Genomic DNA, 24,362 nt, shown 5'->3' with positions numbered 1-24,362 from the left:
CCGGGACCCCGCCATGACCACCTTGAAGAACGATCGCTTCCTTCGTGCCCTGCTCAAGCAGCCTGTCGACGTCACCCCGGTGTGGATGATGCGCCAGGCCGGCCGCTACCTGCCGGAATACCGCGCCAGCCGCGCCAAGGCCGGCGACTTCATGAGCCTGTGCATGAATCCGGAGCTGGCCTGCGAGGTGACCCTGCAGCCGTTGGATCGCTATCCGCTGGATGCGGCGATCCTGTTCTCCGACATCCTCACCGTGCCGGACGCCATGGGTCTTGGGCTGTACTTCGAGACCGGCGAAGGGCCGCGCTTCAAGAAGGTGGTCAGCAGCGCCGCGGACATCGACGCGCTGCCGATCCCCGATCCGGAAAAGGATCTGGGTTACGTGATGGACGCCGTGCGCACCATCCGCCGCGAACTCAACGGCCGCGTGCCGCTGATCGGCTTCTCCGGCAGCCCCTGGACTCTGGCGACCTACATGGTCGAAGGCGGCTCGTCGAAAGATTTCCGCAAATCCAAGGCGATGCTCTACAGCGATCCGGCGGCGATGCATGCACTGCTCGACAAGCTGGCGCAATCGGTCACCGCCTACCTCAACGGCCAGATTCGTGCCGGCGCGCAGGCCGTGCAGATCTTCGACTCCTGGGGCGGCAGCCTGTCGGCGGCGGCTTACCAGGAATTCTCCCTGGCTTACATGCAGAAAATCGTCGACGGGCTGATCCGCGAGCATGACGGCCGCCGCGTGCCGGTGATCCTCTTCACCAAGGGCGGCGGGCTGTGGCTGGAGTCGATGGCAGATGCCGGTGCCGAGGCACTCGGTCTGGACTGGACCTGCGATATCGGCAGCGCCCGTGCGCGGGTCGGTGACAAGGTCGCGCTGCAGGGCAACATGGACCCCAGCGTGCTGTATGCCAAGCCGGAGGCGATTCGTGCCGAGGTTGGCCGTATCCTCGCCAGCTTCGGCCAAGGCAACGGCCACGTGTTCAACCTTGGTCACGGCATCACCCCAGAAGTCGATCCGGCGCACGCCGGCGCGTTCATCGAGGCCGTGCACGAGCTGTCGGCGCAGTACCACCGCTAAGCACCTGGCGCACGACAAAACGCCCCGCTCATGCGGGGCGTTTTGCTATCCGCGTGCGTGGTTTTCCGGCGTGGCCGGCAAGCGTGCCAGATGCAGCGCGACCAGCAGCGAGACCAGCAGCAGGGCGGCGATGAACAGGCCTACGCCAATCCAGCCGCCGGCATGCCAGAACAGCCCGCCCAGCGTTCCGGCGATGCTGGAGCCCAGGTAATAGCCGAACAGGTACAGCGACGACGCCTGACCCCGCGCCTGGGTGGCGCGGCGGCCAATCCAGCTGCTGGCTACCGAATGCGCGCCGAAGAAGCCGAAGGTAAACAGCAGCATGCCCGGCAGGATGACTGCCAGTACATCGAACAGCGTCAGCCCCAGCCCGCCCAGCATCAGCACGATCATCGCCCAGAGCACCTTGCGCCGGCCGATCCGGTCGGCCAGCGCACCGGCCTGCGCCGAGCTGTAGATGCCCGACAGGTAGACCACCGCCAGCAGGCCGACCAGCGTCTGGCTGAGCTCGAACGGCGCGGCGATCAACCGGTAGCCGATGTAATTGAACAGCGTGACGAAGCTGCCCATCAGCAGGAATGCCTGCAGGAACAGCCACGGCAGGCCGGCATCGCGAAAGTGCATGGCGTAGCCCTGCACCAGCCCGCGCGGACGCAATGGGCGCGGACGGAAGTGCCGCGATTCGGGCAGAAAGCGCCAGAACAGCAGTGCGGCTAACAGCGCCAGCCCGCCCATCACCGTCAGTACGCTCTGCCACGGCAGGTAATCGACCAGCACGCCGCTGATCAGCCGGCCGCTCATGCCGCCGATCGCATTGCCGCCGATGTACAGGCCCATCGCCAGGCCGAGGTGCCGTGGATCGATCTCCTCACTCAGATAGGTCATCGCCACCGCCGCCAGTCCGCTCAGTGCCAGTCCGACGAGGGCACGCATCAACAGCACGCCATGCCAGCCGGGCATCACCGCGCTGAGCAGGGTGAACAGCGCGGCGGCCAGCAACGCGGTGACCATCACCGACTTGCGCCCGATGGCATCGGAGATCGGCCCGGTGAGCAGCAGGCCGATCGCCAGGGTGATGGTCGAGGACGACAGCACCAGACTGCTTTGCGCCGCGTTGATGGCGAACGCCTGCGACAGCATGGGCATCAGCGGTTGCACGCAGTAGAGCAGGGCGAAGGTCGCGAAGCCGCCGGCGAACAGCGCCAGCACGGTGCGGGTGAAGCGTGGTGTGCCCTTCTCCGTGAAGGCGGCGCGGTCCACGGCGTCGGGGGAGGGCTGCGCGTCGGGTTGAGCCGGCTCGCCGGTCGCGCACTGGAAACTGTTCATCGCCGATTCTCGCTGTCGTTCACCCGCTCGACGTTCGTTGAGCGTCGGGATCGCAGGCTGATAAGGAGAACGATAGGGAGCTTTGTTTAATGTTTCCAATATATTATTCGACCCAATCAATATGATTGGCGAATCAAAGAGGTCGTCATGGAGCTACGCCATTTGCGGTATTTCGTCGCTGTGGCCGAGGAGCTGCACTTCGGCCGTGCCGCCGAGCTGCTGCGCATTTCCCAGCCGCCGCTGAGCCAGCAGATCCAGGCGTTGGAAGCCGAGCTGGGGGTGCGCCTGTTCGATCGCACCAACCGTAGGGTTTCGCTGACCGATGCCGGTCGGCTGTTTCTCGAGGAAACCCGCCGCACGCTGGTGCAGGTCGACAAGTCGGTGGATGTGGTGCGCCGCGCCAATCAGGGCGAGATCGGCGAGCTGCAGATCGGTTTCACCTCCTCGGCGCCGTTCACCTCGATTCTGCCGCGGGCGATTCTGGCTTTCCGCGAAGCCTTTCCAGCCGTGCATCTGGCGCTGCAGGAGATGACCAGCAAGCAGGTGGTGGAGGCGGTGCAGGATGAGACGCTGCAGGTCGGCATGATCCGCCCGTTCGCGCTGCCGGCCGGCCTGCAGACCACGGAGCTGTTCAGCGAGCCGCTGGTGGCGCTGATGCACGCCGGCCATCCGTTGGCGAGCGGTAGCGAGGAGGGCATCTGCCTGGCCGAGTTGGCCGCCGAGCCATTCGTGTTCTTTCCGCGCAGCTACGGCACCGGGCTCTACGACCAGTTGCTCAACCTGGCGCGTCAGGCCGGCTTCAACCCGCGCATCGCCCAGGAGGCGAACGAGGCGCTGACCATCATCGGCCTGGTCGCTGCTGGGCTGGGGGTTTCGGTGCTGCCGGCGTCGTTCCAGCGCATCCGCATCGACGGCGTGGCATTTCGTACCCTGCTGGACAAGGACGCGACCACCGCCGTCTGGCTGGTCAAGCGCCGTCAGGAGCAGTCACCGCTGACGCGCGCCTTCATCGAGCTGGTCACGCGTGAGGCGCTTGCTGCCCGCTAGCGTGCAGTGAGAGTCCGTGCCGGCTGAGGGCCGGCACGGAGCGCTCGATCAGTTGTAGCGGTACTTCGCTTCGATCTTGCGCTTCTGCAGGGTGAACTGGGTCATGTCGATCTGGTTCTGTGCCAGCTGGTCTTCCAGCTTGTCCAGCTCGCCATTTTCCAACTTGCTGACGTGATGCTTGGTGGCGTGGTAGTTGATGGTTTCCGCTGCGCTGTGGCCACTGACCGGATCCCACAGAATGGAAAGCGGCCAGAACAGCAGATTGACCACGCCAAGGCCGTACTCACGACCGTAGAACGAACCGCCGCCGGGAAGCAGACCCAGCGCGGTACCCAGCGCTGGGCTCTTTTCCTCGACCGCCAGGCCGGCGGCTTCGAAGTGGCGCAGCTCGGATTCCTGATAAGAATTCAGGCCGCTCGCGCAGCCGGTGGAAGCCAGGATCGCACCAGCGAGAAGAATAGGGGTGAGTTTCACGACAGCTCCTTGTTGTCTGTTTTTCATGCGCGCTCCGTGACGCGCGGCGCGGAAGCTATCATGGTGTGATGGCAAGTTGACATGATTTTGCGCAGGTATCTGTTCTTTTGGTGTGCGCCGACGAGGGGTGGATGCGTGGCTGCAACCGCTTTAGCTTGAACCATTCAGCAGCGAATGGCTTTCTGGCTTGACACCGCTCGCCGCTCTGCCAAAGCTACACCGCAGCCGGCGAGGGCGCCGGCCTTTTCCTCACGCACAAGAGAACGATCATGAAACGGATTCTGCTAGCGTCCCTGCTCCTCTCCGCATCGGCCAGTGCCTTCGCCACCGCACCGGGTGGCCCAGGTTGCGGCTGGGGCAACATGCTGTTCGAAGGCCAGCGCGGCCTGCCCTCCCACCTGGTGGCTTCGACCACCAACGGCACTTCCGGTAACGCCACCTTCGGCATGACCTCCGGCACCAACGGTTGCTCGACCGATGGCGCGCTGCAGTACAACGGCAAGTCCATGATCGTGCTGGGCAGCATCATGACCGAGCTGTCCGAAGACATGGCGATGGGCGAAGGTGAGGCTCTGACCACCTACGCCGTCGTCCTCGGCATCAAGCCCGAGGATCGCGCGCATTTCGCCAGCGTCACCCAGGCACACTTCGACGAGATCTTCAGCTCCGCTGACGTGACCGCCGAGCAGGTGCATGCCGCCACCCTGGCGGTGCTCAAGCAGGACGCTCGCCTGGCTCAGTACGCCGAGCAGGCCTGAGTTTCACGCTCCTTCTCTCGTGCCCGCTCCGGCGGGCACTTTCGTATCTGCTTGCCATTGGCCGAATATGCTTCGACCCCTGCTACTGCTGGCGCTCTGTAGCGCGAGCACCCTCGCGCTGTCTGCCCCACCTGACGATTCCACGCTGCGATCGCTGGCCGACGAGCCCTACTGGCACTCGCTCGGACATTACGAGAGCGGCAAGCTGGGCGGTTGGCGCAGCTATGTCGATGACGACGATTTCTTCCTGGCCGACGGCGGTGAACATGATCCTGCTGCCGAGCTGGCGGCGACCCTTGCCGCGCTCTACGCGCCGGCGAGCGCTGGCGACCGTCACCCCCAGTGTGTTTTCCCGGCGCGCACGCGCTGGTTGCGCGAGCGGCTGAGCCTTACCGACCTGCCGACCGTCGAGTGCAAGGAGTTCCGCACCTGGTACGCCGACGTCGCGCCGCACAGTACCGTGCTGGTCTTTCCGGCGGCCTATCTCAACAGCCCGTCGTCGATGTTCGGCCACACCCTGCTGCGCATCGACCAAGCCGATATCGATACCCAGGGCAGTCCGCTGCTGAGTTCGGCACTCAACTTCGGCGCCTACATCGAAGGGATGGACAACAGCGTCCTCTACGCATGGAAGGGCCTGATGGGCGGTTATCCGGGACTGTTCTCGCTCTTGCCCTACCGCGAGAAGATCGGCGAATACAGCCGCCTGGAGAATCGTGATCTGTGGGAGTACCGGCTGAATCTGACGCCGGACGAAACGGGCCGAATGCTCGAGCATGTCTGGGAGCTCAAGCAGATTCGCTTCGACTACTTCTTCTTCGACGAGAACTGTTCCTACCGTCTGCTTGAACTGCTGGAGGTTGCCCGGCCCGGCCTGAGATTGACTGCACAGTTCCCGCTGACCGCCATTCCGGCCGATACCGTGCGCGCGGTGATCGACGCCGGGCTGGTCGCCGACATCGACTATCGGCCGTCGCGCGAGCGTGAACTGCTGACCCGTACCGCACCGCTCGAGAGCGAGGAGCTGCGCTGGGTACGCCAGTTGGCCGACGATCCTCAGCAGCTCGAACGGGACGATTTCCAGGCGCTGCCGAGCGAGCGGCGGGCACTGATTCAGGACGGCGCCTATCGCCTGGTGCGCTACCGGGTGACTGGTGAGGAGCGCGATCCGGCGAATGCCGCGCACAGTTACCGTCTGCTGCAGGCGATCAATCGCAACCCGCCGCCGCGCCTGGACGTCGAGCGCCCGGTGCTGCCGGAAAACGGCCATGAATCGCGCACCCTGCAGTTCGGCGTCGGCAGCCGCGATGAGCGGGCCTTCGCCGAATACGGGCTGCGCATGGCCTATCACGACCTGATCGACAACCTGGAAGGCTTCCCGCTCGGCGCACAGATCGAGATCGCCCAGCTGCGTCTGCGTCAGTACGAGGGCAACCACTGGAAGCTGCAGCGGCTGGACCTGGCTGGAATCCGCTCGCTGACGCCACTCACGCCGCTGCTGCGGCCGTGGTCGTGGCAGATCGCGGCGGGGCTGGAGCGGATTGCCGAGGGCGACGGCGACGATCGGCTGGTCGGTCATCTGAATGGCGGCGGCGGCTTCACCTGGCAGCTGCGCGAGGATCTGCTCGGTTTCGCCCTGGCCACCGCGCGCCTGGAGCACCATCCGGAATTCGGCGCGGTGATCAGTCCGGCAGCGGGCTTCGACAGTGGGCTGCTCTGGCGCAACGGCGCCGGCAACTTGCTGCTGGAGGCGCGCGGCGACTACTTCCACAACGGCGAGGTGCGGCGGCGGATCAGCCTCGCTCAGCAGTTCGAGCTGCGTGACACCGCCGGCCTGCGGGTCGGCCTTGAGCGCAGCTTCAGTCACCGTGCCGAACCGGAAACGGAGTTTCAGGTTCAGCTGCGCTGGTACTTCTACTGAAGCGGCGGCAGGTGTATCAGGGCTGCTGATGGTGGCCCGGCGTAGTGCCCGGCGTGTGCTCGTGCACCAGCCGGGTCACGCGGATATCGGTGATGCCGAGAATCTCTGCCTGCCTGAGCAGCTCCTCGCCAGCGGCATCCGCTTCAGGCATCACCAGACCGTTTTCCGCATCGGCATGATGCAGGCGGATCAGGTGCGCAGCGGCCGTGGCGTTCGACAGGCTTTCGTCCTGCGACTCGATGATCTGTGCGCGCGGATCGTTCTGGTAGATGTAGTTCACTTCAAACGTGCGGGTGGTATTGCCGAACATGAGGGCGTCTCCGGACAGATGGATCTGTGCGGTGGACCGAATCGCCGTCCTGATCGTTCAGGCGCTCCGGACCTGCGGTCAGATGCCGTGCTGGCGCAGCCAGGTCAGCAGCTGCGGCAATGGCAGTGCGCCGCTTTGGCGAGCCACCTCACGACCGTCGCGAAACAGCAGCAGGCTGGGAATCGAGCGGATACCCAGCTGCGTAGAAAGCTGCGGGTTGGCTTCGCTATCGAGCTTGGCCAGGCGGCAGCGGCCCTGCAGCTGGCGGGCGGCTTCGGCGAAGGTCGGGGCGAAGCTGCGACACGGGCCGCACCAGCTGGCCCAGACATCGACCAGTAAGGGCAAGTCGCCCTTGAGCTGGCTGGCGAACTGACTTTGCTGCAGGTCGAAGGGCTTGTCCGGCAGGACTTCGGCCTTGCAGCGGCCGCAATGCGGCGCGTCGTGCAGGCGGTTGGCGGGAATCCGGTTGAGGCCGGCGCAGTGTGCGCAGGGAATGATCAGTGACTCGGTCATGGCGAGGCTCCACAGGCGATATGCCGAATAATGTGGAGCCGCGCGGCGCGATATCAAGGATCGCGCCGCGGGCGGCGGTCAGGCCTGGGCGGCTTCGAGCGCCTGGCTGAGGTCGGCGAGAATGTCGTCGATATGCTCGATGCCGATCGACAGCCGGATCAGGTCCTGGGAGACGCCGGCGCGCGCCAGTTCCTCGGCGTTGAGCTGGCGGTGGGTGGTGCTTGCCGGGTGGCAGGCCAGCGACTTGGCGTCGCCGATGTTGACCAGGCGCAGGACCAGTTTCAGCGCGTCGATGAAGCGGGCGCCGGCTTCCATGCCGCCGACGATGCCGAAGCAGAGAATCGATGCCGGGCGACCGCCCATATAGCGGCGCGCCAGGCCGTGCTCGGGATGGTCCGCCAGCCCGGCGTACTTCACCCAGGCCACCTGTGGGTGGGCCTGCAGGAACTCGGCGACCTTCTGCGCATTCTCGCAGTGGCGCTCCATGCGCAGCGCCAAGGTTTCCAGACCCTGCAGGATCAGGAACGAATTGAACGGCGAGATCGCCGCGCCCATATTGCGCAGCGGCACCACACGGCAGCGGCCGATGAACGCCGCCGGGCCGAAGGCCTCGGTGTAGGTCACACCGTGGTAGGAGACATCCGGTGTGTTGAGCAGGGGAAATCGCGTCTTGTGCTGCGCCCACGGGAACTTGCCGGAGTCGACGACGATACCGCCGATGCTGGTGCCGTGGCCGCCCATGTACTTGGTCAGCGCGTGCACGACGATATCGGCACCGTGCTCGAAGGGGCGGCAGAGCACCGGCGTGGCGACGGTGTTGTCGACGATCAGCGGTACGCCGTGGCGATGCGCGGCGTCGGCCAGGGCCTGGATATCGATGATGTTGCCGGCCGGGTTGCCGATGGACTCGCAGAACACCGCTTTGGTGCGCTCATCGATCAGTGCTTCCAGCGCGGCGATGTCGTCGTGGGGGGCGAAGCGTACTTCGATGCCCTGGCGTGGCAGAGTATGGGCGAACAGGTTGTAGGTGCCGCCATAGAGCTTGGCCACCGAGACGATGTTGTCGCCGACTTCGGCGATGGTCTGGATGGCGTAGGTGATCGCCGCCATCCCCGACGCTACCGCCAGCGCGGCAACCCCGCCTTCCAGCGCCGCGACGCGCTGTTCGAGCACATCGGTGGTGGGGTTCATGATGCGCGTATAGATGTTGCCCGGCACCTTGAGGTCGAACAGGTCGGCGCCATGCTGGGTATTGTCGAAGGCGTAGGACGTGGTCTGGTAGATCGGTACGGCGACCGCCTTGGTGGTCGGGTCCGGGCTGTAACCGGCGTGGATGGCCAAGGTTTCCAGTTTCATGTCGCGCTCCTGTTGTTGTTCGACGAAAAACCGGAGCTTGAAACGGAATGCGCGCCGGATCAATGACTCAGCGCAAGCGGCACGGGATTAAGGGCTCGGTGCTCAGGCCGTGTGCAACGGCCACACCAGCGGGATGACCACGATCGCAACCCCTACCATCAACAGATTCAACGGGATACCGATGCGCATGAAGTCGCTGAAGCGGTAGCCGCCGGCGTTGTAGACGAAGGTGTTGGTCTGGTAGCCGATGGGGGTGGCGAAGCTGACGCTGGCTGCGAACATCACGGCCACCACGAACGGCCGCGGATCGAGACCGAGACTCTGGGCGATGCCGATGGCCACCGGCGTGACCAGCACCGCCACGGCATTGTTGGACAGAATCTCGGTGAGGATGGTGGTCAGCAGGTAGACGAAACCGAGCATCAGCAGCGGGCTGGCGTCGGGCAGTGCGGTCATGGTCTTGGCCACCACCAGATCGACCAGACCGACCTTGTCCATCGCGATGCTGATCGCCAGCATGCCGAAGATCAGGCTCAGCACCTTCCAGTCGACCGCCTTGTAAGCCTCTTCGACATCCAGGCAGCGAGTGGCCAGCACCACCGCGCCGGCGATGATCGCCAGGCCTTCGATGGGCATGAAGCGGAAGGCGGACAGAATCACCACCGCCAGCGTGGCGAGAATGGCGATCGGCGCCTTGTCGCGGCGGTAGGCGCGCTCCTGCACGGCGTTGAGACTGATCAGCTCGCCATTGTCGGCGAAGCGCTTGATCTGCGCCGGAGTGCCTTCGACCAGCATGACGTCGCCGAACTGCAGTTCGAAGTCGTCGAGGTTGCCGCTGACGTTGGCATCTTGGCGATGCACGGCCAGCACGTTGATACCGTAGCGTGCGCTGAGGTCGAGATCGCGCATCGGCCGGTGGCTGTAGCGCGAACCACGACCGACGATGGCCTCGGCCAGCACCAGGTCCTGGCTACTGACGGTCTCGAAGGCATCGCCGCGGTTGAAGCTGAGGTGGCCGCTTTCGCGCAGATCGACCACGTTGCGCACCTGACCGTGCAGCACCAGCAGGTCGCCGGCCTGCAGGACGAAATCGTGCTCGGGACGGCTGATCTGCTGTTCGCCACGGCTAACTTGCAGCACCTGCAGGCCGCTGCCGCCATTGAGATTGGCCTCGCTCAGCGTCCTGCCGATCATCGGCGAGGTATACGGCACCCGCAGCTCGCTCATGAAAGTGCGATCCAGGTCCGGGCGCAACTGCTTGGACAGCGTTTCCCGATCCGGCAGCAGACGCCGGCTGAACAGCATCAGATAGACGAAACCAACTGCGCAGAAGGCCAGCGCCGCGGGGGTGATTTCGAACATGCCGAAGGGCTCCAGGCCGGCCTTGCGCGCGACGCCGTCGACGAGGATGTTGGTCGAGGTGCCGATCATGGTCAGCATGCCGCCGAGCACAGTGGCGTAGGACAGAGGGATCAGCAGCTTCGATGGCGAACTGCTGGCGCGCTTGGCCAGCGCAATCGCCACCGGCGTGAGGATGGCCACGACCGGCGTGTTGTTGAGAAAGGCGGACACCACCAGCGCGGTGATCATCAACCCAGCCAGCACGCGCGTGGGACTGTCTCCGACCAGATCACCCAGCCAGTTGCCCAGCGCATCGATACAGCCGGTACGCTCCAGCGCGGCGGAGAGAATGAACATGCAGGCGATGGTCACCGGGGCGGAGTTGGACAGCACACTCAGTACCTCGCCTGGGCTGAGCAGCTGCGTCGCCAACAGCACGGCCACCGCGATCGCCACCACGATATCCGGGCTCCAGGTCTCGCGAACGAACGCGACCAGCACCCAAACCAGCAGAGCGCAGACGAACAGCAGCGGCAGCGATTCCGAAAGCATGGAGATCCTTAAAGCGTGGCGATGAGCAAAAACGACAGGCCGCCCCGGCGACCCCGCGCGCACGATAGTGGCCACGGTTTAGAGAGTCCAGAAACCAATACTGCTGTTTATATTCGTTTTGGTTATTTGGCTGCTTTGGGCGAGGTCGCGAGGTCGCGACGTCGCGGCTGCATTCATCTACCGCGGCATGGATAGGTGCTGGCGATGAGGATGGGCTAAGGCAGAAATGAAAAAGCCGCGCAATGCGCGGCTTAGAGATGGTGGGCCCACACGGACTCGAACCGTGGACCAAAGGATTATGAGTCCTCTGCTCTAACCAACTGAGCTATAGGCCCCAGAAGGAGCGGCGGATTATACCGATGCCGTTGTCAATGTGCCACGCGCAACGGGAGCTGTCGGTGAGGCTGGTGCAAAAAATAAAAACCCCCGGCGGGCCGGGGGTTCAGGTTCACTCGTCGAGGAAGGAGCGCAGGTGCTCGCTTCTCGTCGGGTGGCGCAGCTTGCGCAGTGCCTTGGCCTCGATCTGGCGGATACGCTCGCGGGTGACGTCGAACTGCTTGCCGACTTCCTCGAGGGTGTGGTCGGTGTTCATGTCGATGCCGAAGCGCATGCGCAGCACCTTGGCTTCGCGGGCCGTGAGGCCGGAGAGAACTTCGCGGGTGGCTTCCTTGAGGCTCTCCACGGTCGCCACGTCGATCGGCGATTGCATGGCGGAGTCTTCGATGAAGTCGCCCAGATGCGAGTCTTCGTCGTCGCCGATCGGCGTTTCCATGGAGATCGGCTCTTTAGCGATCTTCAGGACCTTGCGGATCTTGTCCTCGGGCATTTCCATGCGCTCGCCCAGCTCTTCCGGGGTGGGCTCGCGGCCCATTTCCTGCAGCATCTGGCGAGAGATGCGGTTGAGCTTGTTGATCGTCTCGATCATGTGCACCGGGATGCGGATGGTGCGCGCTTGGTCAGCGATCGAGCGGGTGATCGCCTGGCGAATCCACCAGGTGGCGTAGGTCGAGAACTTGTAGCCGCGACGGTATTCGAACTTGTCCACCGCCTTCATCAGGCCGATGTTGCCTTCCTGGATCAGGTCGAGGAACTGCAGGCCGCGGTTGGTGTACTTCTTGGCGATGGAGATGACCAGGCGCAGGTTGGCCTCGACCATTTCCTTCTTCGCACGGCGGGCCTTGGCCTCGCCGATCGACATGCGGCGGTTGATGTCCTTGATGTCGGCAATCGCCAGCTCGCATTCCTGTTCCAGCTCGATCAGCTTCTGCTGGCAGCGCTGGATGTCTTCCTTGCGGGCGCCGATCGCTTCGGCGTACTTGCTCTTGCCCGCGGCCAGTTCTTCGGCCCAGGCAAGATTGGTCTCGTTGCTCGGGAACTGGCGCAGGAAGTCGGCGCGCGGCATGCGCGCATCGCGCACGCACAGCTGCATGACGGCACGCTCTTGAGCACGAATCTGGTTCAGCGCATCACGAACGCGTTCGACCAGGGCGTCGTACTGCTTGGGCACGAGCTTGATCGGCATGAACAGGATGGCCAGCGCCTCGAGCTCGTCGATGGCGTGCTGGCTGGCACGTCCGTGCTTCTTCAGCGCTTTCTTGGCTTTTTCCAGCTGCTCGGCCACGGCGCCGAAGCGCGCGCGGGCGACTTCCGGGTCGGGGCCGCCATCGCCCTCTTCCTCTTCGCTGTCAGACTCTTCTTCCTCGTCATCGTCCTTGTCGTCGGCAACCGGCTTGGCTGCGACCTGCGGAGCGACGGGTTCGACTTCCTGAGGTGCACCGGCGGCGCCGTCGTCGTCAGGATCGATGTAGCCGCTGAGGATGTCCGAAAGGCGACCGCCTTCATTCGTCACGCGCTCGTAATCGGCGAGGATGCCGTCGACGGTGCCGGGGAAATGGGCGATGGCGCTCATCACCTCGCGAATGCCTTCCTCGATACGCTTGGCGATTTCGATCTCGCCTTCGCGGGTCAGCAATTCGACGGTACCCATCTCGCGCATGTACATGCGCACTGGGTCGGTGGTGCGGCCGATATCGGTTTCCACTGCGGCAAGCGCTGCAGCAGCTTCTTCGGCGGCGGCTTCGTCGGTGTCGGCTTCGGCCAACAACAGAGCATCGGCATCCGGGGCAACCTCGAATACGTTGATGCCCATGTCGTTGATCATACGAATGATGTCTTCCACCTGTTCCGGATCGGAAATATCCTCCGGCAGGTGGTCGTTGACCTCTGCGTAAGTCAGGTAACCCTGCTCACGGCCACGCTGGATCAACTCTTTGAGGCGGGACTGCTGTTGCGCTTTTCCGGACATATAACCCTATCCACTGAAGGTTCTGGCGGGCTGAAAACAAGCTGAGCATTATAGCCGAGCTAAGACCTCACGCGCCAGTTGAGGTCGTTGTTGCGGGTGTGCTGTCGCGACTCAGGAGGTGACGCAGCTGGTCTTTTTCCTCGGTGCTGAGCGCGCCCTGGCGGGCCTTGCGCAACAGCAGTTCGAGGCTGCGTTCGCGCTGTCTGGCGGCAAGGGTGTTAATGGTGTCGAAAAACTGTTGTTCAAGGTTATCGGCCGATATCAGCCATTCTTTCTCGGCAAGTGCACGTAAAAGTCGACCCTGATCGGTGCCGTGCCAGCGAGCGATCAGTTGCAGGCTGCGCAGCCGCGGATTCTTCTGCAGTGTGCCGAGCAGAGCCACCAGCAGTTGGGCATAGGTGTCGTCTTCCGCAGCGAAGTGGCTGGCATCCTCGACCTTCTGTGCCAGTTCCGGGTGATGCAGTAGCGTGCGCAGGGTGGTCAGAGCCGGTGGCTCGACCGTGGTTGGTATGCGCGGTCCGCGTGGCTTGAAGTCTGGTCGCTGTCCCGGTTTTTTCCAGTCCTTTTTCCATTCCTTCGTCGGCTTCTTCGGCGCGAGGGAGGGCTGGCCGGAGTCCGGGGCAGAGTAGTTCTCGTGCTCGCCGGTGCTGGTGTCGTAATAGAGACTGTCGTCGTAGGGCGTGGCGGTGGGATTCGCATCCGTCACCGGCGCCGCCATGGTTTGCAGCGCTTCGCCGGTCAGTCCAGTCAGCTCCGCCAAGCGCTGGCGCATGAGGGTGCGCAGATTGGTGCCGGGTATTTTTTCGATAAGCGGCGCCGCCAGTGTGGCGAGGTGGGCCTTACCCTCGAGCGATCGTGGGTCGGCTTCTTCGCTCAGCTGTTGGAAGAAGTAGTCCGCCAGCGGCTGGGCCTGTTGGTTGATTCGGGCACGAAAGGCATCGGTGCCTTCGGCGCGTACGAGGCTGTCCGGGTCCTCGCCTTCGGGCAGGAACAGGAAGCGTGCGCGACGGCCATCCTGCAGGCTCGGCAGGGTCGCCTCCAGGGCGCGCCACGCCGCCTTGCGTCCGGCAGAGTCGCCATCGAAGCAGAATAATACGCTGGGCACGAGGCGGAACAGGCGCTTGAGATGCTCCTCGCTGGTGGCGGTGCCAAGAGTCGCCACGGCGTTGCGCAGCCCCTGCTGGGCAAGCGCGATCACGTCCATGTAACCCTCGACCACCATGATTTCGTCGAGGTTGCGATTGCTCTGCCGTGCCTCGAACAGGCCGTAGAGCTCCTGTCCCTTGTGGAAGACCGGGGTTTCCGGCGAGTTCAGATACTTGGGCTTGTCGTCGCCCAGGACTCGACCGCCGAAGGCGATCACCCGGCCGCGGCTGTCGCGGATGGGAAACATCACGCGGTCGCGAAAGCGGTCGTAGCGCTTGCCGTTATCGGCATTCTCGATCAGCAGGCCCGCGTCGATCATGGCTTTTTGCTGCAGCGCATCGCCGCCCAGGTGCTTGAGCAGATTGTCCCAGCCCGGCGGGGCGAAACCCAAACCGAAGTCGCGGGCGATCACGCCAGACAGGCCGCGGCCCTTGAGGTACTCCACCGCCGCTTTGCGTGCAGGGTGGCTTTTCAGGGCCTGGCGATAGTAGTCGGATGCGGCGGCGAGAAGCGGGTAGAGCGGCGAATCGACCGGCTGACGTGGCTTGTGGCTGCGCCCGCTGTCCTCGTGCGGGACTTCCAGGCCGGCGCGGCGGGCCAGGTCTTCGACCGCCTGGGGGAAGTCCAGGTGATCGTGGTCCATGATGAAGCCCAGCGCGTTGCCGCCGGCGCCGCAGCCGAAGCAGTAGTAGAACTGCTTGTCCGGGCTGACGCTGAAGGACGGCGTCTTCTCGTTATGGAACGGGCAGCGCGCGGTGTAATTCTTGCCGGCTTTCTTCAATTGGATGCGCGAGCCGATCACTTCGACGATGTCGGAGCGATTGAGCAGGTCATCGATGAAGGATTGCGGAATCAGGCCGGCCATAGCAGTCTCGGGGTGCGCTCGTGATGTTCGACCCGGAAATGACAAAAACTCCGATCATTCGCCGGCTGGCGAAGCGGAGTCTTGTTCAATGCAAAGCCCGGCCTAGGCCGGGCTTTATGCTGCGTCAGCTGTACGGGATCAGTACAGGCGAACGCTGCGGCGCTGCTCGCGCTGCACTTTCTTGGCGTGACGCTTGACTGCGGCGGCAGCCTTGCGCTTGCGCTCTGCAGTCGGCTTCTCGTAGAACTCGCGCGAACGGACTTCGGCCAGCACGCCGGCTTTTTCGCACGAGCGCTTGAAGCGACGCAGGGCTACGTCGAAGGGTTCATTCTCTTTAACTTTGACAGCGGGCATCCAGGACGTACCTTCACTTGATTACCGGTGGCAACGCGCTTCGGCAAATGACTCGCAAGCACGCTGGTTTTAAGGGTTGCGGATGTTAACCCCGGAACGCCGAGAATGCAAAGCCTGCGAGCGAAAAGCGCTGGTCGGTCGCCGGCCGTGGCGATTAATATGCACGGCTTCATTCGCCTCCGTGGAAGGTTGAACCCATGCTGGTGCTGGGGCTGGAAACATCCTGCGACGAGACCGGGGTCGCGCTATACGACAGCGAGCAGGGCCTGCTGGCCGATGCGTTGTTCAGCCAGATCGATCTGCACCGCGTCTACGGCGGCGTGGTACCGGAGCTGGCCTCGCGTGATCACGTCAAGCGCATGCTGCCATTGATCCGCCAGGTGCTTGCCGAGGCGGGCCGCGAGGCTGCGCAGATCGATGCGGTGGCCTATACCGCAGGACCGGGACTGGTCGGCGCGCTGCTGGTCGGCGCGTCCTGCGCGCAGGCGCTGGCGCTGGCTTGGGGCGTACCGGCCGTGGGCGTGCATCATATGGAAGGCCATCTGCTGGCGCCAATGCTGGAGGAGCAGGCCCCGGCGTTTCCGTTCGTCGCGCTGTTGGTATCCGGCGGGCACACCCAGCTGGTGCGCGTCGACGGTATCGGTCGCTACGAGCTGCTCGGTGAGTCGGTGGATGATGCCGCCGGTGAGGCCTTCGACAAGACGGCCAAGCTGATGGGGCTGCGCTATCCGGGTGGTCCTGAGATCGCCCGACTGGCGGATCAGGGCACGCCGGGGCGCTTCGTCTTTCCTCGGCCGATGACTGATCGCCCCGGGCTGGATTTCAGCTTCAGTGGGCTCAAGACCTTCACCCTCAATACCTGGCAGCAGTGTCGTGGCGCTGGCGACGAGTCCGAGCAGACTCGTTGTGACATCGCGCTGGCGTTTCAGCAGGCGGTCGTCGAAACGCTGACGATCAAGTGCCGCCGCGCGCTGAAGCAGACCGGGCTGAAATCGCTGGTGATTGCCGGCGGCGTCAGTGCCAATCATGCGTTGCGCCAGGCGCTGGAAAAGATGCTCGGCGAGCTGAACGGCCAGGTGTTCTACGCTCGCCCGCGTTTTTGTACCGACAACGGCGCAATGATTGCCTACGCCGGCTGCCAGCGGCTGCTGGCCGGGCAACATGACGGCCCGGCGATCGGCGTGCAGGCGCGCTGGCCAATGGAGTTGCTGCCGGCGATCTGATGGAGGCGCTGGGCATGGCCGCCATCTATAGTCAGTCGAAAATCAGAAATGGCGTTCCTGGCCGGCACGCAGCGCACGCAGGTTGCTGCGATGGCGCCAGACGATCAGCACCGCCAGCAGGCTCATCGGCAACAGCGCCCCGGGTTGCTGCCAGGCCAGCAGCGGCAGGCAGAGCGGCAGGGCGATCAGTGCAGCGAGCGAGCTGGTGCGGGTGAGGCGGAATACGGCGAGCCAGGCGACGACGGCCAGCAGTGCGGCGGGCAGATACAGCCCGAGCAGAGCACCGGCTGCGGTGGCAACACCCTTGCCGCCGCGGAAACGGAAATACAGTGGATACAGATGACCGATCACAGCGGCGAGGCCGACCCAACCCTGCTGTTGCACGCTCAAGTCCAGGCGAGCGGCAAGCAGTACCGGCAGCAGCCCCTTGAGCAGATCGCCGAACAAGGTGGCGATGGCCAGGCGTCGACCAGCCAGGCGTAGCATGTTGGTCGCGCCGGGATTGCCTGAGCCGCTGGCACGCGGGTCCGGCAGACCGGTCAGGCGGCTGAGCAGAATGGCGAATGACAGCGAACCGATCAGGTAGGCGAGCAGTGTCAGCAGCCAGAACATGGAATACACCCGGGGCAGGAGGCTCCTGAGTCTAACGATGCGGCCGGTGCTTGTCGTGTCGCGGGAGAATGCTACGTGGATACAGTTTTCATCGAGGGTCTGGAAGTCGACACCGTGATCGGTGCCTACGACTGGGAGCGCGGCATTCGCCAATGCCTGCGCCTGGACTTGACCCTGGGCTGGGACATCCGTCCGGCAGCCGCCGAGGATGAGCTGGACAAGGCGTTGGATTACGCCAAGGTCGCTGCGGCGATCGATCGGTTTGCTGCGGCGGCGCGTTTCGAGCTGGTCGAAACCTTCGCCGAGCGGCTGGCGGCGAGCCTGATGCAGGAATTCGGCGTCGTCTGGCTGCGGTTGCGCGTGACCAAACCTGGGGTCAACCCACGGGCACGGGCACTGGGCGTGGAGATCGAACGCGGATGCCGCTGACTCCGGTTCTGCTCGGGCTCGGCAGCAATGTCGAGCGCGAGAATCACCTGCGTGCCGGCCTCGATGCGCTGGCCGAATTGCTGACCGACATGCGCTGCTCGCCGGTATTCGAGAGCCTGGCGGTGGGCTACAAGGGCGACAATTTCTACAACCTGGTGGTGGCCGGACAAACCGCGCTGCCGCTCAACGAGCTGGATCGCCGGCTCAAATTCATCGAAGCCGACAACGGTCGCTATGCGCCGGAGCGCAAGGGCCTGCCGCTGGATATCGATGTGCTGCTCTACGACACGCTGGTCGGCGACTTCGACGGGCTGCGCCTGCCGCGCGCGGAGATCCTGAAGAACGCCTTCGTGCTCCGGCCACTGGCGTTGCTGGTGCCCGAGCAGCGGCATCCCGCTGTCGGCCGCAGCTTCGCCGAACTCTGGCGCGAGGCGCGGATCGACCAGCAGCTGTGGCCGGTGAGTTTCCACTGGCGAGGCGTCGAGCTGACGCCGCTGGAGCTGCTGCAGGAGCCGCGATCAGGCATCCCGGCCTGATGCTGCGCACTCGGTCCGAGCACGGCTGAAGCGGGCGACGGCCTCCAGCCGCGTGCGCTTGAGCGCTTCGCCCAGCTCGGCGCCCTGATAGCCCTGTTCAATCAGCGGTTGCACGGTCACCGCGCGGACGGCTTGCGCCGCGCCACGCAGGTAGTCGGCCTGAGGAAAGGCTGCGCCGCGGCCGCGAGCGAGCAGGACGCAAGCCTGCAGGAACAGCTCGAAGCGCTCGGGGCGCCGCTGGATATCGAAGTGCTGCAACAGCTCGAACAGCTCCGCAGGCGTCAGCTCGGCCGCGCGGCTGGCGTCGTCGTGGAAGCGGCCGACCAACACGGCCAGCTCCTGGCAGTCGCGCGGTGCCTTGCTGCGCGCATTCAGCGCCTCGATGGCCGTGTCGTCCAGCATGGCCAGCAGGCAGGCCCAGCGTACCGGTAGCGGCTGCTGGTCGAGCGCGCACTCGCGCAGGGTCTGAAGCAACGGTTGGGCCGCGCTGGCCGAGCACGCGAGCTGCGTATTCAGTTCGGGAAACAGTTCGCCGAGCGCGCTGCAGTCACGCAGCACCTCAATGAACACATCGGGACGCGGCTCCATCAGTGCGCGGGAGATTTCCTTCCAGCTGCGCTCGGGGGTGAGTGCTTGCAGCTCGCCGGACGCGGCCAGATCGGCCATCAGTGCGCGGGTTTCCTCGGCCACGCGAAAACCCAGCGGTGCGTAGCGGGCAGCGAAGCGCGCCACCCGCAGCACGCGCAGCGGATCTTCAGCGAAGGCCGGGGAGACATGTCGCAGCAACCGCGCGTCAAGATCGCGCTGGCCGCCGTAAGGATCGTAGAGCCGGCCTTCGGCGTCCTCGGCCATCGCGTTGATGGTGAGGTCGCGGCGAATCAGGTCCTGCTCGAGCGTGACATCCGGGCTGGCATGGAAGACAAAGCCCCCGTAGCCGCGACCGTTCTTGCGCTCGGTACGCGCGAGCGCATATTCCTCGCCCGTGGTGGGATGCAGGAACACCGGGAAGTCGGCGCCGACCGGGCGGAAGCCTTGCGCCTGCATGGCTTCGGCGGTGGCGCCGACCACCACCCAGTCCACCTCGGTCACTTCGCGGCCCAACAGGCGATCGCGCACGGCGCCGCCTACCTTGTAAATCTGCATGTTTACCTCCGTTGGCGCGGAGGATAAAGGATTAACGCGCCCCCGCCATCTCGCGGGGGCGGCGCGGGTGCCGCCGTCAGGCGAAATTCATTCCAGGGAAGCGGCTTTCGGCCTCCGGTTCGGGCTGCGGCGGCATGTGATGGGCGTTGACCACCTGTTCGCCCTGCATCGATTGCAGGTGCACGTCGAACCCCCACAAGCGGTGCAGATGCTTGAGCACCTCGTCCGTGGACCTGCCCAGCGGCTTGCGGTCGTGCTGCTGATGGCGCAGCGTCAGCGAGCGGTCGCCGCGGCGGTCGACGCTCCAGACCTGCACGTTGGGCTCGCGGTTGCCGAGGTTGTACTGCGCGGCAAGCAGTTCGCGGATGACGTGATAGCCGCTCTCGTCGTGGATCGCCGGCACCAGCAGCTCGTCCTTGCGGTCGTCGTCGAGGATGCTGAACAGCTTGAGGTCGCGGATCACCTTGGGCGAGAGGAACTGCAGGATGAAACTCTCGTCCTTGAAGTTCTGCATGGCGAACTTCAGCGTGGTCAGCCAGTCGCTGCCGGCGATGTCGGGGAACCAGCGGCGGTCCTCCTCGGTGGGCTGTTCGCAGATGCGGCGGATGTCGCTGTAGATGGCGAAACCCAGGGTGTAGGGGTTGATGCCGCTGTAGTACGGGCTGTCGAAGCCGGGCTGGTAGATCACGCTGGTGTGAGCCTGGAGAAACTCCATCATGAATCCGTCGGTCACCAGGCCTTCGTCGTAGAGGTCGTTCATCAGCGTGTAGTGCCAGAACGTGGCCCAGCCCTCGTTCATCACCTGGGTCTGGCGCTGCGGATAGAAGTACTGCGCAATCTTGCGCACGATGCGCACCACTTCGCGCTGCCAGGGCTCGAGCAGCGGCGCGTGCTTCTCGATGAAGTAGAGGATGTTCTCCTGCGGTTCGGCGGGGAAGCGTTTGCCGTCGTCGGCTTCATCGCCCTTGCCGGCGCTCTTGGGAATGGTGCGCCAGAGGTCGTTGATCTGCCGCTGCAAATGCTCCTCGCGCTCCTTCTGCCGGCGCCGTTCCTCCTCGGCGGAAATCGGGTAGGGGCGTTTGTAGCGGTCGACGCCGTAATTCATCAGCGCATGGCAGGAGTCGAGCAGGTCCTCGACCGCATCGATGCCGTGGCGCTCCTCGCACTGGGTGATGTACTGCTTGGCGAACACCAGGTAATCGATGATCGAGCTGGCGTCGGTCCAGGTGCGGAACAGGTAGTTGCCCTTGAAGAAACTGTTGTGGCCGTAGCAGGCGTGGGCAATGACCAGCGCCTGCATGCAGATGGTGTTTTCCTCCATCAGGTAGGCGATGCAGGGATCGGAGTTGATCACGATCTCGTAGGCCAGGCCCATCTGCCCACGTTTGTAGCCCTTCTCGGTGCTGAGGAAGTGCTTGCCGTAGGACCAGTGGTGGTAGCCGATGGGCATGCCGACGGAGGCGTAGGCATCCATCATCTGCTCGGCAGTGATCACTTCGATCTGGTTCGGGTAGGTATCCAGCGCGTAGCGTTCGGCGAGGCGGCCGATCTCGCGGTCGTAGGCGCGGATCAGCTCGAAGGTCCATTCCGAGCCGGTGGAGATGGGCTGTCGCTTCATGGCATCCCCCTCAGGCGTTGATGCGCCGCTGGAACAGCTCGCGGAACACCGGATAGATATCGGCGGCGCTGACCAGCTGCTGCTGGGCGAAGGAGTCGGCGAAGGCTTCGGCGACCTGGTTGTACTCGTACCAGAGCGCCTGGTGCTCGCGCGGGGTGATTTCGACGTAGGTGAAATACTGCACGAACGGCATGATCTGGTTGATCAGGATGTCGCGGCACAACGGCGAGTCGTCGTTCCAGTTATCACCGTCCGAAGCCTGCGCGGCATAGATGTTCCACTCATTGGCCGGATAACGCTCGGCCATGATCTCTTGCATCATTTTCAACGCGCTGGAGACGATGGTGCCGCCGGTCTCGCGCGAGTAGAAGAACTCTTCCTCGTCGACTTCCTTGGCGCTGGTGTGGTGGCGGATGAACACCACATCGATCTTGTCGTAGTTCCGCTTGAGGAACAGGTACAGCAGGATGAAGAAGCGCTTGGCGATGTCCTTGGTCGCCTGGGTCATCGAGCCGGAGACGTCCATCACGCAGAACATCACCGCTTTCGAGCTGGGGTTCGGCTGCTTGACCAGCAGGTTGTACTTGAGGTCGAAGGTGTCGAGGAACGGCACCCGGTTGATCCGCGCGCTGAGGCGTTCGATCTCCTCTTCGGTGGCCTTGATGTCGTTGAAGTTGTCCGGTTCCTCCAGCAGCAGGCGCGTCAGCTCGGCTTTCATCTCGCGCAGCTTGGCGCGGCTACTGCCCGATAGCGCGATGCGCCGTGCATGGGCCGAACGCAGGGTGCGCACGATGTTGATGCGCGACGGATTGCCTTCGTTGCTGATGCCGGCGCGCACGGTTTTGAAGGTTTCGGTGCCGGCCAGGTGGCGCTTGACCAGGTTGGGCAGCTCCAGGTCCTCGAACATGAAATCGAGGAATTCCTCCTGGGTGATCTGGAAGACGAAGTCGTCCATGCCTTCGCCGGTGTTGCTGGCCTGACCGCTGCCGCCACCTCCACCGCCGCCCTGCGGCCGCGGGATGCGTTCGCCAGCGATGAATTCCTTGTTGCCCGGATGGACGATGGTCTGGCGGCCGCCGTGGCCGTGGTGCAGCACCGGTTCGTCGATGTCGCGACCCGGAATGCTGATCTGTTCGCCGTGTTCCATGTCGGTGATGGAACGCCGGCTGACGGCTTCCTCCACCGCCTTCTTGATATGCCCACGGTAGCGCTGCAGGAAGCGCTGGCGGTTTACCGTGCTCTTGTTCTTGCCGTTCAGACGACGGTCGATGACGTAGCTCATAAGGGCCCTCCGGCCAACTGCAGGCTTCTCAGGCTGCAGACCGCAAGCCTGCGCGGCCGGTCAGGTGCACCGTCCGCGCGGGCTGGCGAGCTGGGGCCGTGTTACTGCGATTTACGCACCCGCAGATACCATTCCGACAACAGGCGAACCTGCTTCTCGGTATAGCCACGCTCCACCATGCGCACCACGAAATCGTTGTGCTTTTTCTGGTCTTCCTTGCTGGCCTTGGCGTTGAAGCTGATGACCGGCAGCAGGTCCTCGGTGTTGGAGAACATCTTCTTCTCGATCACCACGCGCAGCTTCTCGTAGCTGAGCCAGGATGGATTCTTACCGTTATTGTTGGCACGGGCGCGCAGCACGAAGTTGACGATCTCGTTGCGGAAATCCTTCGGGTTGCTGATGCCGGCCGGTTTCTCGATCTTCTCCAGCTCCTCGTTGAGTGCGCCGCGGTTGAGAATCTCGCCGGTTTCCGGGTCGCGGTATTCCTGATCCTGAATCCAGAAGTCGGCGTACAGCACGTAGCGATCGAAGATGTTCTGCCCGTACTCGCTGTACGACTCGAGGTAGGCGGTCTGGATCTCTTTGCCGATGAACTCGATGTAGCGCGGCGCCAGGTATTCCTTGATGTAGCGCAGGTAGCGCTCGCGCACCTCGGCGGGGAACTGCTCCTGCTCGATCTGCTGTTCGAGCACGTAGAGCAGGTGCACGGGGTTGGCCGCGATCTCGTGCGGGTCGAAGTTGAACACCTTGGAGAGGATCTTGAAGGCGAAGCGGGTCGACAGGCCGTTCATGCCCTCGTCGACGCCGGCAGCATCGCGGTATTCCTGGATCGACTTGGCCTTGGGATCGGTGTCCTTGAGGTTTTCGCCGTCGTAGACCCGCATCTTCGAGTAGATGTTGGAGTTTTCCGGCTCTTTCAGGCGGCTCAGTACGCTGAACTGCGCGAGCATCTTCAGGGTGTCCGGCGCGCAATGGGCCTGGGCCAGCGAGCTGTTGATCAGCAGCTTGTCGTAGATCTTCACCTCATCGGTCACGCGCAGGCAGTACGGCACCTTGACGATGTAGATGCGGTCGATGAAGGCTTCGTTGTTCTTGTTGTTGCGGAAGGTGTGCCATTCCGATTCGTTGGAGTGGGCCAGCAGGATGCCGTTGAACGGAATCGCGCCCAGCCCCTCGGTGCTGTTGTAGTTGCCTTCCTGGGTGGCCGTCAGCAGCGGGTGCAGCACCTTGATCGGCGCCTTGAACATTTCGACGAATTCCATCAGGCCCTGGTTGGCCCGGCACAGCGCCCCCGAGTAGCTGTAGGCGTCGGCATCGTTCTGCGGGAATTCCTCGAGCTTGCGGATATCCACCTTGCCAACCAGTGCGGAGATGTCCTGGTTGTTCTCGTCGCCCGGCTCGGTCTTGGCCACGGCGATCTGGTTGAGAATAGACGGGTACAGCTTGACCACGCGGAACTGGCTGATGTCGCCGCCGAATTCCTGCAGGCGCTTGGTCGCCCACGGCGACATGATCGAGTTGAGATAGCGCCGCGGGATGCCGTAATCCTCTTCGAGAATCTGCGCATCCTCAGTGGGGTTGAACAGCCCCAGCGGCGACTCGAACACCGGCGAACCCTTGATCGCATAGAACGGTACGCGCTCCATGAGCTGCTTGAGTTTTTCGGCCAGCGAGGACTTGCCGCCGCCTACCGGGCCGAGGAGGTAGAGGATCTGCTTCTTCTCCTCCAGGCCCTGCGCGGCGTGGCGGAAGTAGGAAACGATCTGGTCGATGCAGTCTTCCATGCCGTGGAAGTCCTCGAACGAGGGGTAACGGCGGATGACCTTGTTGGAGAAGATCCGCGACAGCCGCGGGTCAGTGGAGGTGTCAACCAGCTCGGGCTCGCCAATGGCCATCAGCAGCCGCTCGGCGGCGGTGGCGTAGGTCCTCGGGTCCTGCTTGCACAGATCGAGGTATTCCTGCAGCGAGTATTCTTCCTGGCGGGTCGCTTCGAATCGTTGTTGGAAGTGACTGAAAATGCTCATGACTTCACCTCGGTCGATGCACGGAGCCGGCGTTGTCATCAGGCATCCTGGAGCCCGGCCGAAAAGGGCGGCCAGTGGAGTTCCCCCGAACACCTAATGGTCGAAACCTGATTCTGGAAGCCGCGTACGGCTTTCATTTCTTGGATGGC

The 24,362-nt window shown here is 63.9% G+C and carries 21 protein-coding genes and 1 tRNA gene; 7 read left to right on the top strand and 15 right to left on the bottom strand.

The genetic code is table 11. The features are described 5' to 3' along the window. Positions 1-13 precede the first annotated feature (13 nt). Positions 14-1,078 (top strand): uroporphyrinogen decarboxylase, encoded by a 1,065-nt coding sequence (gene hemE, locus NAV27_RS10100; protein WP_102828993.1) that lies wholly within the window; start codon positions 14-16, stop codon positions 1,076-1,078. Positions 1,079-1,123: 45 nt separating this feature from the next. Here hemE and NAV27_RS10095 read toward each other — a convergent pair whose 3' ends face one another. Then, on the bottom strand, positions 1,124-2,404 hold the full coding sequence (locus NAV27_RS10095; protein WP_008568299.1) for an MFS transporter: 1,281 nt from the start codon (positions 2,402-2,404) through the stop codon (positions 1,124-1,126). Positions 2,405-2,551: 147 nt separating this feature from the next. Here NAV27_RS10095 and NAV27_RS10090 point away from each other — a divergent pair, with 147 nt between their 5' ends. Beyond that, positions 2,552-3,451, top strand: coding sequence for a LysR family transcriptional regulator (locus NAV27_RS10090; RefSeq protein ID WP_008568298.1), 900 nt, complete (start codon positions 2,552-2,554; stop codon positions 3,449-3,451). 48 nt (positions 3,452-3,499) lie between these two features. Here NAV27_RS10090 and NAV27_RS10085 read toward each other — a convergent pair whose 3' ends face one another. Continuing rightward, entirely contained in the window at positions 3,500-3,925 is a 426-nt protein-coding gene (locus NAV27_RS10085; protein ID WP_008568297.1) for a hypothetical protein, read from the bottom strand. Between the two features lie 269 nt (positions 3,926-4,194). Here NAV27_RS10085 and NAV27_RS10080 point away from each other — a divergent pair, with 269 nt between their 5' ends. Both NAV27_RS10080 and NAV27_RS10075 read left to right on the top strand, forming a co-directional pair. Beyond that, positions 4,195-4,683, top strand: coding sequence for a DUF3015 domain-containing protein (locus NAV27_RS10080; RefSeq protein ID WP_008568296.1), 489 nt, complete (start codon positions 4,195-4,197; stop codon positions 4,681-4,683). A gap of 67 nt (positions 4,684-4,750) precedes the next feature. Continuing rightward, positions 4,751-6,604, top strand: coding sequence for an Lnb N-terminal periplasmic domain-containing protein (locus NAV27_RS10075; RefSeq protein WP_102828992.1), 1,854 nt, complete (start codon positions 4,751-4,753; stop codon positions 6,602-6,604). A 16-nt stretch (positions 6,605-6,620) separates the two neighbouring features. Here the strand turns inward: NAV27_RS10075 and NAV27_RS10070 are convergent, their stop codons facing one another. The 8 genes from NAV27_RS10070 to rpsU all read right to left on the bottom strand — a co-directional run bounded on the left by NAV27_RS10070 (position 6,621) and on the right by rpsU (position 15,346). After that, positions 6,621-6,914, bottom strand: a complete 294-nt coding sequence (locus NAV27_RS10070; RefSeq protein WP_043298848.1) for a hypothetical protein — start codon at positions 6,912-6,914, stop codon at positions 6,621-6,623. 78 nt (positions 6,915-6,992) lie between these two features. After that, entirely contained in the window at positions 6,993-7,427 is a 435-nt protein-coding gene (trxC, locus tag NAV27_RS10065) for a thioredoxin TrxC (RefSeq protein WP_043298850.1), read from the bottom strand. A gap of 78 nt (positions 7,428-7,505) precedes the next feature. Further along, complete coding sequence (locus NAV27_RS10060; protein WP_102828991.1) at positions 7,506-8,783, bottom strand: bifunctional O-acetylhomoserine aminocarboxypropyltransferase/cysteine synthase; 1,278 nt, start codon at positions 8,781-8,783, stop codon at positions 7,506-7,508. 102 nt (positions 8,784-8,885) lie between these two features. After that, entirely contained in the window at positions 8,886-10,676 is a 1,791-nt protein-coding gene (locus NAV27_RS10055; RefSeq protein WP_043298854.1) for an SLC13 family permease, read from the bottom strand. Positions 10,677-10,934: 258 nt separating this feature from the next. Beyond that, positions 10,935-11,011 (bottom strand) — tRNA-Ile (locus tag NAV27_RS10050). Positions 11,012-11,124: 113 nt separating this feature from the next. Next, positions 11,125-12,981, bottom strand: a complete 1,857-nt coding sequence (rpoD, locus tag NAV27_RS10045) for an RNA polymerase sigma factor RpoD (RefSeq protein WP_102828990.1) — start codon at positions 12,979-12,981, stop codon at positions 11,125-11,127. Between the two features lie 67 nt (positions 12,982-13,048). Further along, the gene (gene dnaG, locus NAV27_RS10040) at positions 13,049-14,992 is read right to left on the bottom strand and encodes a DNA primase (protein ID WP_102828989.1); all 1,944 of its coding nucleotides are present in this window, start codon (positions 14,990-14,992) and stop codon (positions 13,049-13,051) included. A 138-nt stretch (positions 14,993-15,130) separates the two neighbouring features. Beyond that, positions 15,131-15,346 (bottom strand): 30S ribosomal protein S21, encoded by a 216-nt coding sequence (gene rpsU, locus NAV27_RS10035; protein WP_003290642.1) that lies wholly within the window; start codon positions 15,344-15,346, stop codon positions 15,131-15,133. Between the two features lie 197 nt (positions 15,347-15,543). Here rpsU and tsaD point away from each other — a divergent pair, with 197 nt between their 5' ends. Further along, the gene (tsaD, locus tag NAV27_RS10030) at positions 15,544-16,569 is read left to right on the top strand and encodes a tRNA (adenosine(37)-N6)-threonylcarbamoyltransferase complex transferase subunit TsaD (RefSeq protein WP_102828988.1); all 1,026 of its coding nucleotides are present in this window, start codon (positions 15,544-15,546) and stop codon (positions 16,567-16,569) included. A 42-nt stretch (positions 16,570-16,611) separates the two neighbouring features. On the opposite strand, the gene plsY is transcribed toward tsaD, so the two are convergent. Further along, positions 16,612-17,181, bottom strand: a complete 570-nt coding sequence (plsY, locus tag NAV27_RS10025; protein ID WP_102828987.1) for a glycerol-3-phosphate 1-O-acyltransferase PlsY — start codon at positions 17,179-17,181, stop codon at positions 16,612-16,614. A 75-nt stretch (positions 17,182-17,256) separates the two neighbouring features. On the opposite strand from plsY, the gene folB reads away from it, so the two are divergent. Further along, on the top strand, positions 17,257-17,610 hold the full coding sequence (folB, locus tag NAV27_RS10020; RefSeq protein WP_102828986.1) for a dihydroneopterin aldolase: 354 nt from the start codon (positions 17,257-17,259) through the stop codon (positions 17,608-17,610). Continuing rightward, positions 17,601-18,146, top strand: coding sequence for a 2-amino-4-hydroxy-6-hydroxymethyldihydropteridine diphosphokinase (folK, locus tag NAV27_RS10015; RefSeq protein WP_008568276.1), 546 nt, complete (start codon positions 17,601-17,603; stop codon positions 18,144-18,146). The genes folB and folK overlap by 10 nt, the downstream gene beginning before the upstream one ends. Here folK and NAV27_RS10010 read toward each other — a convergent pair. The 4 genes from NAV27_RS10010 to NAV27_RS09995 all read right to left on the bottom strand — a co-directional run bounded on the left by NAV27_RS10010 (position 18,129) and on the right by NAV27_RS09995 (position 24,213). Continuing rightward, positions 18,129-19,289, bottom strand: a complete 1,161-nt coding sequence (locus NAV27_RS10010; protein WP_102828985.1) for a multifunctional CCA addition/repair protein — start codon at positions 19,287-19,289, stop codon at positions 18,129-18,131. The genes folK and NAV27_RS10010 overlap by 18 nt on opposite strands. Positions 19,290-19,365: 76 nt before the next feature. Continuing rightward, positions 19,366-20,907, bottom strand: a complete 1,542-nt coding sequence (locus tag NAV27_RS10005; RefSeq protein ID WP_102828984.1) for a SpoVR family protein — start codon at positions 20,905-20,907, stop codon at positions 19,366-19,368. A gap of 10 nt (positions 20,908-20,917) precedes the next feature. Continuing rightward, positions 20,918-22,189, bottom strand: coding sequence for a YeaH/YhbH family protein (locus NAV27_RS10000; RefSeq protein ID WP_102828983.1), 1,272 nt, complete (start codon positions 22,187-22,189; stop codon positions 20,918-20,920). A 101-nt stretch (positions 22,190-22,290) separates the two neighbouring features. Further along, complete coding sequence (locus NAV27_RS09995; protein WP_008568271.1) at positions 22,291-24,213, bottom strand: PrkA family serine protein kinase; 1,923 nt, start codon at positions 24,211-24,213, stop codon at positions 22,291-22,293. Positions 24,214-24,362 lie beyond the last annotated feature (149 nt).

Source organism: Stutzerimonas degradans (assembly GCF_024448505.1).
Lineage (GTDB): Bacteria > Pseudomonadota > Gammaproteobacteria > Pseudomonadales > Pseudomonadaceae > Stutzerimonas > Stutzerimonas degradans.
The sequence above is the reverse complement of the archived record's forward strand: the minus strand, read 5'-3'. Positions and strand labels throughout refer to the sequence as shown.